9 protein-coding genes are annotated in these 16,157 nt (G+C 33.4%); 3 read left to right on the top strand and 6 right to left on the bottom strand.

The annotated features are described in order from the left end of the window. Positions 1-2: 2 nt before the first annotated feature. The 6 genes from SD427_RS09225 to SD427_RS09200 are packed head-to-tail and all read right to left on the bottom strand — an operon-like array spanning position 3 to position 12,360. Positions 3-6,284, bottom strand: a complete 6,282-nt coding sequence (locus tag SD427_RS09225) for a non-ribosomal peptide synthetase (RefSeq protein ID WP_320560982.1) — start codon at positions 6,282-6,284, stop codon at positions 3-5. A gap of 20 nt (positions 6,285-6,304) precedes the next feature. Beyond that, positions 6,305-7,876, bottom strand: coding sequence for an ATP-binding cassette domain-containing protein (locus SD427_RS09220; protein ID WP_320560981.1), 1,572 nt, complete (start codon positions 7,874-7,876; stop codon positions 6,305-6,307). Between the two features lie 9 nt (positions 7,877-7,885). Continuing rightward, on the bottom strand, positions 7,886-8,584 hold the full coding sequence (locus SD427_RS09215; protein WP_320560980.1) for a thioesterase II family protein: 699 nt from the start codon (positions 8,582-8,584) through the stop codon (positions 7,886-7,888). A gap of 6 nt (positions 8,585-8,590) precedes the next feature. Further along, entirely contained in the window at positions 8,591-9,973 is a 1,383-nt protein-coding gene (locus tag SD427_RS09210) for an FAD-binding oxidoreductase (RefSeq protein ID WP_320560979.1), read from the bottom strand. 4 nt (positions 9,974-9,977) lie between these two features. Beyond that, positions 9,978-11,084: a 4-hydroxyphenylpyruvate dioxygenase gene (gene hppD, locus SD427_RS09205; protein WP_320560978.1), complete on the bottom strand. Its 1,107-nt coding sequence runs from the start codon at positions 11,082-11,084 to the stop codon at positions 9,978-9,980. After that, positions 11,065-12,360, bottom strand: coding sequence for a PLP-dependent aminotransferase family protein (locus tag SD427_RS09200; protein ID WP_320560977.1), 1,296 nt, complete (start codon positions 12,358-12,360; stop codon positions 11,065-11,067). The genes hppD and SD427_RS09200 overlap by 20 nt, the downstream gene beginning before the upstream one ends. Positions 12,361-12,548: 188 nt before the next feature. Here SD427_RS09200 and SD427_RS09195 point away from each other — a divergent pair, with 188 nt between their 5' ends. Genes SD427_RS09195 through SD427_RS09185 form a run of 3 tightly spaced genes read left to right on the top strand, consistent with a single transcriptional unit; the run spans position 12,549 to position 16,069 of the window. Further along, positions 12,549-13,439 carry a DUF6734 family protein gene (locus SD427_RS09195; protein WP_320560976.1) on the top strand — a complete coding sequence of 297 codons (891 nt, stop codon included), beginning with the start codon at positions 12,549-12,551 and terminating at the stop codon, positions 13,437-13,439. A gap of 3 nt (positions 13,440-13,442) precedes the next feature. After that, positions 13,443-15,422 (top strand): lanthionine synthetase LanC family protein, encoded by a 1,980-nt coding sequence (locus SD427_RS09190; RefSeq protein WP_320560975.1) that lies wholly within the window; start codon positions 13,443-13,445, stop codon positions 15,420-15,422. A gap of 2 nt (positions 15,423-15,424) precedes the next feature. Next, entirely contained in the window at positions 15,425-16,069 is a 645-nt protein-coding gene (locus SD427_RS09185; protein WP_320560974.1) for a 4'-phosphopantetheinyl transferase family protein, read from the top strand. The last annotated feature ends 88 nt before the right edge of the window (positions 16,070-16,157 follow it).

Raw genomic sequence — 16,157 nt, 5'->3', positions numbered from 1 at the left:
AATTATAAAAATACTTCATCAATAAAATCATCCTCCTGATTATCAGATAAATTAAGTTCCAACCATTTCTTTTTACTTTGTTCTTTGGTAAGATATTGAGCTATTGACTCTATATTATTCAACTCAAAGAATAAGTGCAACGAAATTTTCACATTAAACTCCTGATGAATCAAAGCTGATAAACGGGCAGCCTTCAAACTGTGACCGCCCAGCTCAAAGAAATTATCTTTGATCCCTATTCCAGACTTTCCTAAAACATTCTCCCAGATAGCAACAAGCTTTGACTCTGTTTCATTACGGGCTGAAACATATTCTGTGCCCGTACCTAATGAGGAAAAGGCATCGGGTAAACTCCCCCGGTCAATTTTTCCATTACTCGTCAAGGGAAAAGAGTCCAACTGGATATAATGACCGGGAAGCATATACTCCGGAAGACTCATGCGCAAATAATCACGCAGGTCCGAACCTCTTAATTCACCAGAGCCTGTAAGATAAGCTGCCAACTCCTTCTGACCTTCTCCATTTTCCACAACCTGAACGACGCTCCCTGTTACTTCAGGATGATTTTGAAGTGCATGCTCGATCTCACCCAACTCAATTCGGTAACCACGGATCTTAACCTGATTATCCTTACGTCCTAAAAACTCAATACTCCCATCGGAATGCCAACGACCTAAATCACCTGTCTTATACATCCTGGAACCTGAAACAAAAGGATTAGAAACGAACTTCTCCAGGGTAAGATCTGGACGGTTCAGGTAACCTCGCGCCACACCTACTCCTGAAATACAAATCTCTCCAACTACTCCCACAGGACACAGTGAATCTCCCTCAGAGAGTATGTAAACCTGAGTATTGGAAACAGGACGACCTAACAAGGAGCCGTTAAAGGTCTCTCCTGATCCCGTATAACTGCGTGTCAATAAAAAAATAGTACATTCCGTCGGCCCATAAAGGGTGATTATTTTTGCATTAGGAAATGTTTTGCGGATATCATGCAATACTCCGGTAGTAACCTTGTCTCCTCCAATGAATATATAATCGATATGAGAATATTCTGCATGAGAGTCCATAGCTCTTACCTGAGACAGAAGCTCACTCATTAAAGCAGGAACCGTATGCAAGGAACTTATCTCTCCCAGATGATCCTTAAGATAACCTACATCCTTGCTCTTTTCGTTCCCTACAACCAAAACTCCGGTTCCCTGCAAAAGAGGATAAAACAACTCGAATAATGAGATGTCAAAAGCATTGGAAGCTAACAAGGGAAAAAGCCCTGAAGACTGGTTAGACAAAGGAAAAGCTGTCGTGACATGGGATAATAAATTCATCAGACCCTCATGCTCCACCATAACTCCTTTTGGATGCCCCGTTGAACCGGAGGTATAGATCACATAGGCTAAATCTGTAGGGATAGGATTAGCCTTAGGACTCGCTATAGAATAATTAGCCTTGTCCAGATTGAACAAAAGATATTCTTCGGAATCAATATTGACTTTACAACCACTGTCTTCTATCATATACGCAATACGGTCTGAAGGATAAGAAGGATCAATAGGAACATAAGCACCTCCTGATTTAAGAATCCCCAAAATCGCAACAATAAGATCCTCAGATCGTTCTAATTGAACACCCACCAAATCTTCTCTGCCAATACTATAATGCATATGAAGATAGTCTGCAAATTGATTCGAGCGCTCATTAAGTTCACGATAGCTCAACTCATGTCCTTCAAAAACCAATGCTCTATGGTCGGGAGTCAATACTACCTGAGAATCAAAAAGATCAAGAACGGTTTTATCCTGAGGATACTCCAATGCGGTCTGGTTGAAACCTTCGGTAAGAAGATAACGATCTTCTGATCCCAGAATCTCAAGTTGATCAATCCTTGTCTCAGGAGAATGACAGATGGAGCTTAATAGAATCTCTAAACTCTTTAGCAACTTCTCTGCAAAACTCTTTTCATAAATATCAGTATTATAACCCAAACCAATGGAAAGACCTGAAGAAGTTTCTGAAAAGCTAAAATCTAAATCAAATTTACTTATAGCATAGCTGGAATCTGTATAAGAGCCCAGAAGTACTCCTTCCAATGTTTCAGCGGAATTATTAGTACCCCCATCTCCAGAATCCTGAAAACTTAGCATAACATCAAAAACAGGGTTACGGCTTAGGTCACGAACAACATTAAGGTCATCAACCAAACGGTCAAAAGGATAAGATTGATGGGAATAACCGGATAGGGTCATCTCACGAACTGAGGAAAGAAAATCTATAAAGCGTTCTTCTCCTTCAATATGGCTGCGAAGCGCCAAGGTATTGACATAGAAACCTATTTGATCCTGTAAGTCCGCATGGTCACGACCAGCAACCGGAGTACCAATAATAAGGTCTTTTTGACCGCTATAACGATATAATAAAACTTTTACAGCAGACAAAACCGTCATGAAAAGTGTACCTCCGTTATCCAATGAGAGTTGCTTCAATAAGGAAAGGATCTCTATTGATATTGACCCTGAAACATGACAACCATTATAGGTTTTCACTACAGGGCGGGTCCCTTTTGAGGGCAAATGAAGCAACGGAAGCTCTCCTGAAAGCTGAGTCTGCCAATAAACTCTGGAATGAACCGCAGATCGTTCCAGCTCGGATTGTTCCCAGAATGCATAATCCTTGTATTGTAAACTTAAAGGAGGTAATACTGCAACACGACCCGATTGAAAATGATTATATAAAGTGAATAATTCCCGTTTTAAGATATCCATAGACCACCCATCGCTGATGATATGATGCATCACCAAACAGAAAATATAGCCCTCACCGGAACGGTCTTCAAGAATGGTAAGACGAATCAATGGCCCGTAAGACAAATCAAAAACACGACCCGTCTCCTGAGATAATGTAGCATCAATGGCAGCCTTTTCTGATGCAAAATCAAACACCAAATGTTCAAAACTTTCAGTCAATACCTCTGGTAGAACCAACTGAAAAGCCTCGCCAGTCGAGGACTCACGGAAAACAGTTCTAAGGATCTCATGCCTGGACAACAAGCCAAAGTAGGACTTCTCTAATGAAGACACATCAAAATCCCCCGTAAGACGGAATACAGCTGGAATATTATAAGCGCCATCAGAACCCTCAAAACGACTCAAAATCCATAAACGACGCTGAGACGAAGATAAAGGGTAAAAATCCAGATCAGGAGCTTTCGATATAGAAACATATTCTTCTGAATCACTACCGCCAAGCAATATACCTTGTTTTTCTATCGTAGATTCGGTAAAGATATCCTGTAACGAAATTTTTACATTAAACTCCTGATGAATCAAAGCTGATAAACGGGCAGCCTTCAAACTGTGACCGCCCAGCTCAAAGAAATTATCTTTGATCCCTATTCCAGACTTTCCTAAAACATTCTCCCAGATAGCAACAAGCTTTGACTCTGTTTCATTACGGGCTGAAACATATTCAACACCGGAACCCAATGAAGATCCAAAGGCATCCGGTAAACTTCCCCGGTCTAGCTTTCCATTACTCGTCAAAGGAAAAGAATCCAAATGGATATAATGACCCGGAAGCATATACTCCGGAAGAAGCCCACGTAAGTGATCCCGAAGAACGGAACTCGTTACTGCACTGGAACCCGTAAAATAAGCAGCCAAATCATTATGACCTTCCCCATTCTCTACAACCAAAACTACACTCCCTGTCACATCAGCATGACCCTGAAGCGCATGCTCGATCTCACCAAGCTCAATTCGGTAACCCCGGATCTTAACCTGACTGTCTTTTCTTCCTATATACTCTATACTCCCATCTACCAGCCAGCGACCTAAATCGCCGGTCTTATACATCCTGGAACCTGAAAGATAAGGGTTCGATACAAACTTCTCAGAAGTTAATACTTCATTGTTCAAATAACCTCGCGCTACGCCTACTCCCGAAATGCAGATCTCTCCTACTACCCCTATTGGGCAAAGACTATCATTCTCGGAGAGAATATACATCTGAGTATTAGAAATAGGACGACCAATGGGAATAGACTTTCTCCAGCCATCATCAACTGAAAGACGATAGATACTCGCACATACAGAGCACTCGGTTGGCCCATAAGCATTAAAATAAGATAAGTGACCGGACAAAGAAAGCCCTTTTTCTATATGAGCGGACTCCCCCGCTGAAATAAGAACTCTTAAACCTGATAAGTCTTCAGACGAAAGGCTTTCCGAATAGGCAGGAGGAAGCGTAATCACACTTGCTTTGGAAGATCCTAATAACTGAACAAATTTTTCCTTGTCCTTGATAGCTGTATCATCCGGAATAAAAAGACTAGATCCACTTAACAGAGACATCATCATCTCTGAAAAAGAAGCGTCAAAAGCAATGGACGCAAAAAAGAAAACAACATCGCTGCTTACAACTCCAAATTCACGGATCTGGCTCAGAACCATATTGACCAAGCCTCCATGTTCTACCATAACGCCCTTTGGACGGCCCGTAGATCCGGAAGTGTAAATAACATAGGCCAGATCTTCAGGAGACCTACTGTGCTCAGGAGATAAGACGGAATAATCGCACTCAATATCCTTAAATCTTAAAACGACTTCACCATCAATAACAACCTTACAACCACTGTCCTCTATCATATAACTGGTACGGTCTGAAGGATACGAAGGATCGATAGGTACATAGGCTCCTCCCGCTTTTAAAATCCCTAAAATTGTAATAATAAAATCCTCAGATTTTTCAAGCTGAACTCCAACAAGGTTTTCTCTGCCAATACTATACTGGCTGCGAAGATAGTTGGCAAACTGATTCGATCGTTCATCCAAATCCCGGTAACTAAGGGTATGGTCATCGTATATCAAGGCCGTATGATCAGGATTCAACAGCACCTGGGATTCAAAAAGATCAATAACCGTTTTATCTCTAGGATAATCAGCCTTGATCTGGTTAAAGCCATATACAAGCTTATCATAATCTGATGGAATGAGATAAGACAATTCTTTTACTGATTTATCATAATCAGTAAGAATATTTTTAATAAAGAAAAAAAAGTTGTCCTTGAAGTTAGAAACTTCCTCTTGGTTTAAATAATTTTGATTATAATCAAAATGGATTTTCACATCCTCTTTATCATCTGATTCTCGTATGTAGATAGCAAGAGCTACCCTTTCCAAGCCATGATTAAAAGGAATTACTTCTGTTTTTGTATTAATAAAATCATATGAATAATCATGCTTTTCATAGGATAGAACAATATTAAACAATTCATTGAGATCAGATGATATGTTCAGTTCGTTCATTAATTTTCCCAGAGGAAATCTTTGGTGACGATAATCTTCTCTAAGTTCTTTAGAAATTTTTTTTAAAAGATCAGTAAATGTTTCGTCAGTATTTAAACTAATTTTCAATGGAGATACTCCTGCAAAAAGCCCAGCCGTATTTTTGTATCTGCGACTGTTTCTATTGAGTGTTGGAATACCTATTGTCATTGTATTTAAGGAACGACTTATTCCGATATATGAAAATAATGACGCAAGGATAAAATGAAAAAAAGTAGTATTCCTATCTGCAGAAAATTTTATCAATTCATCATAAAAAGTCCTGTTTATAATCAGTTCCTCCCTTTCACTCTTAAAAAGGTTAGCACTGCTGCTCTTTTTTTCAAAAATTTGATTAGATCTATTGTTTATGAATTTATTCTTCCAGTAATTTTTATCATTTTCAAAAGTATCCGACTTCTGATATTCATTATCTTCTACTACATAGTCTTCATATTTATAATCATAACTAGTGATCGTTTTTCCATAAGTCACAATTTCATTATAGTTTTGGACAATACGTTGAAACATCAGTGAGGATCCCCAACCATCTGTAATTATGTGATGATAGTAAATAAACAAGCAATGGAAATCTTCAGAAGTTTTAACTAAAATAAATCTGTTTAATGGCTTTTCATCTTTAAAGATAAATGGTGTTAAAAACTCTTTCTTCAAAAACTCATCTTTCTCCGTTTTAGCATCATCCAATCCACTAAAGTCTTTATAATATACCTGAAAATCATAATGCTTTAAAAACTCTATTTGTGGTTCTTCCGGGCCTTCTTTGATGATCATTCTGTAAGAGTCATGATCTTCTATAAATTGATTACATGCTTTGTATAAAGAATCAATACAAATAAAACCTTTTATTTCAATTTTACCTCCGATATTATAGATTGGCAAATCAGGAAATAAAAATTGTTCGTTATATATATCCTTTTGAGATAAAGTAAGTTCCATGTTTTTTTTATTAGTTTTATTTATAGTATTTTACCATATTCAAATTTTATAACCTTATCCGCTATATCAAAATATTCGTCATCATGAGTTATGGCAATTATGGTTTTCCCTTCTTCTTTCAGCATAGGTAACAATGTTTTATAGAAATAGTTTCTAAAAAAGGGGTCCTGTTCCGCAGCCCATTCATCCAAGAGAATGATTGGAGTTTCTTCTAATAAACTCAAAATCAAAAGCATTCTCTTTGTTTGTCCGGAAGACAATGGTGGAATAGAAAAATCTTCGTCATTGTATTTAACGACATTTTTGAGCTTCATGAGTTCTAAAAAATCACTGAATTTACTATTTCTAGACAATGAAAAGTCATTATAATTTTCGGAAAATAAATGGCTATCAGAAAAAACTATTGAAAAGATATCTTTATAGTTACTGTCATTATTATCAATGGTCTGATTATTCAGTAAAATCTGCCCATTTGTAGGCTTATATAGCCCCGAAAGGACATTCATAAATGTAGTTTTCCCCGAACCGTTTCCACCTACAATGAAAATAACTTCTCCTTTATTAATTGAAAAATCAATAGATTGTAATGCGAAATTATTTTCATTATCTCCATATTCAAAATAAAGGTCCTTAACTTCCAATTTATCAAAATGGTTAATTTTAGAAGTAATATTCAATTCTTTTTCTTCTGTAAAATCTTTGAAAAAATCTTTGATACGCTTTTCAGCAGTAAAAATTCTGGTAAAAAACTCCTGTGTCGAAACCAAAGTCATGATTGGACCCAAAATAAATAGAAATACCACTAAAAAGGAGTTTATTTTATCTTTCTCAAGGATATTGAGAGCTGGTAAAACAAATAAAATAGTCCCTAAAATAAAGTATAACCCATACTGGCTAAGAAGATTTATTCCTACGAAATTATTAGATAGTATAATATCTTTCTTTTTTGCAGCCTCTCTATTGGGTCTTAAAAATTTTTTGTATAAGTTCTGTGTTTTTGTTTTACTTATTTTAAACTGTTTGAACCCTTTAATAGCATCCTCAACAAATTTGAAGTATTTATCATTAAATTTCTTGATTTCTTCAACCTTTTTAGACAGTCGTTTTCCGACTATAATGTGACACGTAATCATAGAAATCAGCAGAATCACAATAATAACTGTAGAAAAGCTCGATATATAAATAAGATATCCTATATAGACCAGAAGTGTTAAAAAAGAATTTAATGCTGTAACCATTGTATCCGGTAAAAATATATACACTCTAATATCTTCAACAATACTGTATATTCTCTCTGTTCCCAGTTTTTCAATTTTATCTAAAGACGTTTTTTGCAATGCCTGGAATATTTTTAATTCATTGTCGTACACAAAATTCTTGGAAAGAAATATGAGCCTTTTTTGAAATAAAAGTGTAAATATATACGATAATATTGCCATTAGAAAAAAGACGATTCCCTTATATTCTTTAATAATAGAAACGCCATCTGTAACAACACTATTTATGATATGAAGCATTAAAAAGCTAAAAATAGTATTAGGTATGGAAAAAAGAAAAAGCATAAGTATTCTTTTCCTGGATATCTTTATCATATATAAATTTTAAATGATTGTCTGTAATTTGTTAAAGTATTGAACTAAATAAGGTTCATGTTTATATATAAAAAAATGGTTTCCTTTCATCTTTTTGATATTAACATTTTTACATGTTTTATCTTGCCATTTTATAATCTCATAATCTTCTACCTCTTCGTTATCACCATAGAATACGTCAATGGGTATTGACAAAGGCTTCATCTGCTTGTATTCAAAATTTTCCACGATTTTAAAATCTGATTTAATGATAGGCTCATAATAGGTTCGAATGTCCTCATTAGCGATAATTTCATCAGAGATTCCGCCATAAGATTTCAGTTTTTCCCAAAATAGATCTGAAGATAAATCTGAAATTTTCTCACGTTTTCTTGCACAGCAAGGAGAATTTTTGCCAGAAACAATTAGTTTAGAAGGTAATTTTAACCCTTTTCGTTCAATTTTATGAGATATCAGATAGGCCAGTAGCGCTCCCATACTATGCCCGTACAAAAAATATTTATGGGAAGCATTTATATGAGGTAAAATAACTTGCAATAAATCCTCAAGCAAAAGTTCTATATCGTCAATAGAAGGGTCATTAAATCGAGTCCCTCTCCCGGGATACTCTAAAGTATGAAAATTGGGAACTTTTTCGGCAAACCGATAAAATGAGTGTTTCCCTCCCCCCGCAAAAGGTAAAGCTAAAATTTTAGTTGTAGTGTTCAATGTTTATTAAAATATTTTATCAAAATTTAAAATGCCCTGAGGATCAAAAATTTTTTTAATTTCTTTCATTATTCCTATCTGTGTTTCACCAACCGAAAGGTTAAAATACTTTTTATTCAGGTAACCTACACCATGCTCACCAGGTATACTACCTCCGAAATCTACGATGACAGAAGTTATCTTTATAAAACATTGGTTGATTTTTGAGTTCCAATCTTCTGAGGATAAATTTCTATCCCTAAAAACATTGATGTGGAAATTTCCATCGCCAATATGTCCAACTATTATTCCTTCAAAATTAAACTCATCAAGAAGTGTTGTTATTTTTTCATATACTTCCTGCGAAACAGAAAACGGAATAGAAAAATCATAATCTACAAACTCACAATAGTCCAGACAGGATTCTCCTATTTTATTTCTATATTTCCAGAGATCTTCCCTTTCTCTTGAGGATTCGGCCAACAAAACATCATAGTCAGAATATTTAAAGATCAATTGATTGATAATTTCTAATTCAGGAAGGTCTGACTGCCATACTTCAGTTTCAAACTCCATCCACAGATAAGATCCGGCATCCAGCTTCATTCTTGTATCTTTAAGATAACTACAAACCAGATCAAAACCTTTTGCGTCCAAAAATTCAATACTTGAAGGATTCAGACCCAATGTGAGTACTTCTTTAATAAAATCATACAGAAGACTTACTGATGAAAATGGAATAAAGAAAAGCCATTCTTTTTTCAATGGAATAAGTTTAATAACGGCTTTGGTAATTATCCCTAACGTACCTTCACTGCCTGTAAAAAGTTGCGTTAGGTTATATCCGGAAGAATCTTTTTTAACATTTTTCCCTGTCCATATAATCTCTCCATTAGGAAGTACTACTTCTAAATTGAGGATATAATTTGCTGTTGTACCATATTTAAAAGATTTCGGACTTCCACTTCTAATGGCAATGTTGCCTCCAATAAAGCTCATTCCTGCACTGCTGATATTCTGAGGAAAGCTTAATCCATACTTCTCTACTTCTTTTTGTAATACTTCTGTTACAACACCTGTTTCTACAACTGCTATTCTTTCGAATTCATTGATCTCTATAATATTATTCAGCTTCTTTAGTGATAAAATAATATCGCTTCCACATGACATTACCCCACCATTCACACTGCTTCCTCCTCCTCTAATGGTTATTTTCAAATTATTTGCATAACAAAATTTCATAATATTTGAAATTTCATCTGCATTATTGGGAACAATAACTGCCAATGGATTTTGAGTGTCAAAATAATCTTTTTCTACAGGATGCTCATCCGACTCATTATAGGGTAATATACTTTCAGCTCCGACAATTGATTTCAATTCATAAAGCCCAGATCTTATATTATTCATAGGGTTATTTTATGATTTCACTTTCCAGTGCTTCAAACAATGCCTGTATATTATTTAATCCAAAACCATCATAATCATTAACTCTCTGAATAAACTCATAAAAAAAAGTTGGCCTGTCTCCAATAGGAGATGTAAAGGTCTGTAATAACAAAGAATTCTCGTCGACGTCACACAGGATTCCATATTTTTTAAGATCTTGGATATCCAGATCGGGATATTTCTGCTGTAAGGATACGTAGTAGGAATCGGGATAATTATTAAACTTTACGCCGTTCCTCTTTAATACCTCAACAGTCTTAAAGATATTATTCGTTTTAAATGCTAAATGCTGAATCCCTGAGCCATAATTTTCAGTGATATACAATTGAACCTGGTTTTTCTTATTGAGTTCAGGTTCAACCAATACTTTATTTATTTTCTTATTTTGGGTTTGTAAAGCTTTTAAATACATCCCTATTTTCTTATCACTATCTATGGTTTTTCTTTCATCATACTCTTCAATAGTCTTCGAAGCAAGGATATTATTCAGATAGTTCTCCCAAAGAAACATTTCATTTATCCTTAAAGCACATGCAATATGATCAATCTCACATATTTCTGAATTTTCTTCTTCAATATCCAGCCAATCAGCTTTTACATTTATGAATCCCGGCATAAAATCACCAAAATATCCGCTATTATCTATCAGAAATATTTCATTATCATCAAATAGCTTTAAAACAGCATACTCTACAATACCATTATCACCTCTTAAAGCCTGAGGCCCCTCAATCGGAATTCCTCCCTTTGAAACAGATTTATTAAAATAAGTAGTAATATCGTTGACTTTGATACCAATTCGTTTAATTGCATCACCATGTAAATTTACATAAGACAGTATGTGATGTGAAATGGGGTTAATGGCTGATGTAATTACTAATTTGATGTCATTTTTTGTAATTAAATAAGAAACCTTTTCAGTATTTCCTGTTTCAGGGCCACAATATGCAATTACCTTAAAGCCTAATGCTTTAACATGCCAGTACACAACAGCTTTTGCAGTTCCAACATAAAACTCAACAAACTCAATTTTGATATTGTGAAGTTCGGATTCAATATTTTGTTTTTCCATTCTCAATCTTATTTTTAAAAAAATTGTAAAGTCTCTCAACTGCAATTATTATGTTATCTTCTTTAATATTGCTATATGCAATTCTTATATTTTTCGTGTTAATTTCATCTAATTGAAAAAAAAACATCGGTGTAAAAATCACTTCAAATCTCTCAGCACAGGCTATAACATCATGCTCTGTTACATCAAATGGCAGATCAATGACCATGAAAAAACCTCCTTCCGGGTCATTCCATTTTACATTTTTGCACCATTCCTCATTATTAGTCCTAAAACATTTATGTAAAGCATCTAAAGTCAGTATCTTCTTTTCTCTTAAGTTTTCTATCTTTTTTTCATTATACTTCCTTAATGAAAAATTATTATCTATTAAAATCCCGGCAATAATAGCCTGATTGATAGAAGAAGTATTGACTGTAGTATAGCCTTTCACCTTTTTCAGCTGATTACTTAATCTGCTTCCATCCTCAAATCTATAGTCCGCAACCATTACACCTATTCGCACAGAAGGGTAAATAAGTTTAGAAAATGTGTGCAGATAAATTACCCTCCGGTACTTATCTAATTTCTTTAATGTGGGATACATTTCATTAACAAAACAAAAATCTCCGTAGGCATTATCTTCAAGGATAAAAAAATCATACTTCTCAGCTAATTCAATTATTTGTTTCCTTTTCTCAACAGACATTCTGATTCCGGAAGGATTTTGAAAATCAGAAACAACGTATACTACTTTGACATGCTTGCCTATTTCCTGAAATTTAAGAATCTTTTTTTCCAAAGTTTCCAGACACATTCCGTCTGCATTTAGCTTTACTCCAGAAATCTCATAACCTGCAATAAGGGCATAGTTTTTTATCCCTACATAACAGGGATCTTCAACAATTATAACATCATTGTTTTTGCTACATAATGTAAGAACTGAAATTAAGAGACTTTCCTGTGTCCCTACGTTGATAAGAAGATCTTCTGGAGCAGTTTCCAATCCATATTCTACCAATAAGTATTTACTAACTATTTCATTGATAATTCCACTGGCTTCACTGTACTGCCCTAAGTTTGAAAGAAGAGCATTCAGAGGTTTTTTCTTTGTTTCAGAAATAAAATTGAGGTAAGTATTGATATAGTAATCAATTTTTTCAAGATTAAAAAATCTACTATCTGGTCTTCCTGAGGCTAAAGAAATAGCAGAAGGATAACTATTTGCAATTTCGTTCAGGAATTCCATCGTATCATTTGCGATCGAATTTAAATCTTCATTTAGTTTTTTTTTCATACCGAATATGTGCCTTATAAATCCAGATTAATTCTCTACGGCATGATATTATGTTAAGTTCCATTCCCTTTTATCTCTATAATGCAGAGAATTAATTTCTCGCCCCAAAAATATAAATCTCTTTTGAATTACAGCACTTTTTAATTAAAAATAATTTTATATTTTTGGCGCATAATTTTAACCGTCTCATGAAGATAATTCAAAGCTTTTGGACAAAACCAACTTTTAAGAATAATAAAATTAATTCTACTGACAGAAATAAAGGAGGATGGCTTACGAAAAAACACAATTATATGAGCTGGGCTTTAAGTTGTTTACAGCTAAGAAAGTTTTATGAAAAAGTAGAACTAGTTACAGATGAAAAAGGATATGACATTCTAATCAATAAACTTAAACTTCCTTATACAAACGTTACGGTAGTTCTTGATGAACTCAATCACTATCATCCGGATCTCTGGGCAGTTGGAAAATTACATGCATATAAAATACAGACAGAGCCCTTTATTCACATTGATAGTGATATTTATATTTATAAACCTTTTCCTTCATCACTGGAAACATCTAGCTTAATAGTCCAAAACTTTGAAAAAGGTTTTTTCTTTTATGATAAAGTTTTTAATGAGTTGAAGGAAAACTTTGACTATGTTCCTCAAGTCTTATTTGATTCTATAGAGAAAAACAATAAAATAATTTCGGTAAATGCTGGGTTATTTGGAGGAAATGACATCGAATTTTTTAAGGAATATACACATTGTGCATTTGAGTTTATTGATAGGAATATTTCACATTTGGAAAAAATTGATATCGGAATGTTCAATACAGTTTACGAACAGTTTTTATTCAATGCTCTAGCTGAAAAATTAAATAAAACAGTCAATCCTTTCATTTCAGATATCAATCCATCATTTGATGGTATTGCTAATTTCACTCAAGTTCCAAATACAGTGAGCTTTATTCATACTGTAGGATTTTATAAAGGTCTGCCAACAATCAATGAAATTTTGGAACACAGACTTTTAAATGATTTTCCAGAATATTACTATGAAATAATTAATCTACTAAGGACCAAGCAATTATAAAACATGAGTATAATAGATAATGAGGCTATTGGAAATATAATAGATCACAAGGAAAAAAAAGATCTATTAGAATTTCTTAATAAAATATGTTCACAATTAGCATCTCTTACCCCTAAAAACTGGGAAGATCAATATCAGAAAAACAATAATTTCATTACTTATACAGCTCCTGAAAGCTTATGCAGTGGTTATAGTGGGATTATCCTCATTATGACAGAATTTTATCATCTTGGAATTATAAGTCTGGACAAAATTGAAACAATGGTTAACGATTTGTTAGCTTATTGTCGTCAAAATCCCTCACAGGATTACTCCCTTTATACTGGAAGATCCGGAGTGATTTATACATTGATTCAATTATTTGAAATTACTAATGATCATAAATATCTTAATTACAGTCTAGAACTTATTGAGCCATATAATATTGAAGAATTTGTAAACTCCGCTTATACAAGCGACTATATTTTTAATGGTAGGGTCGGGACATTACTGACCTTTGTAAACCTTTATCATCTTACTGGTGACAAAAAGGTCCTTGAGTACATTAGTTTAATTTATCTCAAGTTATTAAATCGTTGTGAAGTTTCTGAAAATGGAATATCTTGGAAAGAATATGAAGAAATAAATATAAAAAACTCTGTAGGGTTTGCTTTTGGAGCAGCAGGTATAAGATATTCACTACAAACCATCAACAGTATTTCAGAAAATGCTGGAATCAACTATATTATTAAAAACATTGATCAGTATATCCATTCACATTGGAATGAACAACAGAATAATTTCGAAAACCTTGAAAAAGATATTTTGAACAATGAAGTATTCTCTACATTTATTAATCAATATCTTGAAAATAAATCCTCACTTTCTGTTCCAACATATGAAAACAGCTGGAGTCAAGGTTTATTAGGTATTTTGCTTCCATGGGAACAATACAATACTTCCCCCATGCCAGAGGAAGCTCTAGTCACACTAAAAAATACATCATTATTCAATGGTCTCAGCGGTATTGGTCTATTTTATTTAAAACAATACAAAACCAATAACTCATTTAGTAATCGGTTACAATTAGAATCCATTATTACAAGTTTTAACAAAAGTTTAACTCCTGACGATCTATCTGGAGGACTTCTATTTGGAGAACTGGGAAAAGTATACTTCTTTTTAAAACTTTTAAATAATAATATTGATTCAAAAAATATACTGGAACCTTTTCAATATGGCCCAATAAAAACTAATGAACTTTCATTTAATGAGCTTACAGAAGTAAGAATTATCATATTATCTCATTTTTTTAAAAGAACTCTGGATTTTTTACAGGAATCACTTCCCAGAATATTAAGTAAATATCTTAATACAGAAGTTAAAAACATTCCGGAAACCAATAGCTTTATTGAGTTTGTGGAGAATGTATTAAAGAATTTTAAAGGAACAAAAATTGCTTATCAATTACAAGACATTTATCTTCTGGAAAAGAAAAGATACAATATTAAAACTTCTGATAAAGAGTCTAATATAAATAAATACATTGAGAACTTTCTGCATAAAAAAGAATCTCTTAGGTTTTTAGACCATGATGACCATTGGTTACTGCAACAACCTGCAGAAATATCAAAAAATGTACATGTAAATCATAGCAAATGGAATTGGACTTATGCTTCAGACAAACAATTCTTAAAGCAAAACTTACAGAAAGATGCTGATGATTGTGAATATATCATTATGCTTAACGAAAAAAATGAATTAAACGAGTATTATTTAGGATTGGAAAGTATCATTTTAAGCACTTTCCGCCATCCGATCCAAATAGAAAAAGCTATTAATGACTTAAAATCTTTTCTTCTATCACAACCTTATGAAAATCTCATTGTATTTTCACGGCAATCGGGATCAAAAGATATGGATGACTTTCTCGAACGGCTTGACTTTTTATTAATTCAAAGGGTCAGATATTTTATTTTTTCAGGAATATTATCTGTTAAATAAAAATGCTAAAAATATTATATTCTTATCTTGATAAAAAACATCATCCTTTTTTTCTAAATAATTACCTCCTTGAAATGCCATTAGACTTTCAAGAGAAAGTTTTAAAATATAAAAATTGGCAGGATACGCAGGCATCAATAATAGGGCGTCTACTATTAGGCATCCTTCTTAAAACATTTGATTTAAATTTAAGTATTAAACATTTAGCCTATAATGTAAACGGAAAACCTTATTTTGAAAAAGAACAGGTCTTTTTTAATATTTCACATAGTGATGATATTGTTATTTGCGTTGTTACAGATATAAATGAGATAGGTATTGATATAGAAAAATTACAAGATATCAATATTAATGATTTTAAAAATTTTCTCACTAAGTTCGAATGGGATTATATAAACGTTTCTCAAAATGCTATTTCCGATTTTATATCTTTATGGACACAAAAGGAAGCGATTCTTAAGGCTTCAGGACATGGTTTAAGCATTGACCTTAATTCCTTTGAAATAAATAACGATAAGGCTGAAATAAATAGTAATATCTACTCTCTAAAAGAGATACTTATCAATCATAAATATAAATGTCATTTTGCTATTAAAGATGATATTTCACAAAACACTGAAATTCAATTAATTAAATGGTTTACATAAAATATTAACCAATATAATGTTTGTGGGAGAGAAAAATATTTTATTTGCACTCATAATCTGAATGGATTGAAGCCATTCGCCTATCTTT

The organism is Chryseobacterium sp. JJR-5R, assembly GCF_034047335.1.
GTDB lineage: Bacteria > Bacteroidota > Bacteroidia > Flavobacteriales > Weeksellaceae > Chryseobacterium.
This window is presented reverse-complemented; position numbering and strand designations above follow the sequence as displayed.

Excerpts from the sequence above, each read along its gene's own strand:
- SD427_RS09220 (WP_320560981.1), bottom strand. The coding sequence starts at position 7,876 with ATGATAAAGATATCCAGGAAAAGAATACTTATGCTTTTTCTTTTTTCC.
- SD427_RS09200 (WP_320560977.1), bottom strand. The coding sequence starts at position 12,360 with ATGAAAAAAAAACTAAATGAAGATTTAAATTCGATCGCAAATGATACG.
- SD427_RS09190 (WP_320560975.1), top strand. The coding sequence starts at position 13,443 with ATGAGTATAATAGATAATGAGGCTATTGGAAATATAATAGATCACAAG.
- SD427_RS09195 (WP_320560976.1), top strand. The coding sequence starts at position 12,549 with ATGAAGATAATTCAAAGCTTTTGGACAAAACCAACTTTTAAGAATAAT.
- SD427_RS09225 (WP_320560982.1), bottom strand. The coding sequence starts at position 6,284 with ATGGAACTTACTTTATCTCAAAAGGATATATATAACGAACAATTTTTA.
- SD427_RS09210 (WP_320560979.1), bottom strand. The coding sequence starts at position 9,973 with ATGAATAATATAAGATCTGGGCTTTATGAATTGAAATCAATTGTCGGA.
- SD427_RS09185 (WP_320560974.1), top strand. The coding sequence starts at position 15,425 with ATGCTAAAAATATTATATTCTTATCTTGATAAAAAACATCATCCTTTT.
- hppD (WP_320560978.1), bottom strand. The coding sequence starts at position 11,084 with ATGGAAAAACAAAATATTGAATCCGAACTTCACAATATCAAAATTGAG.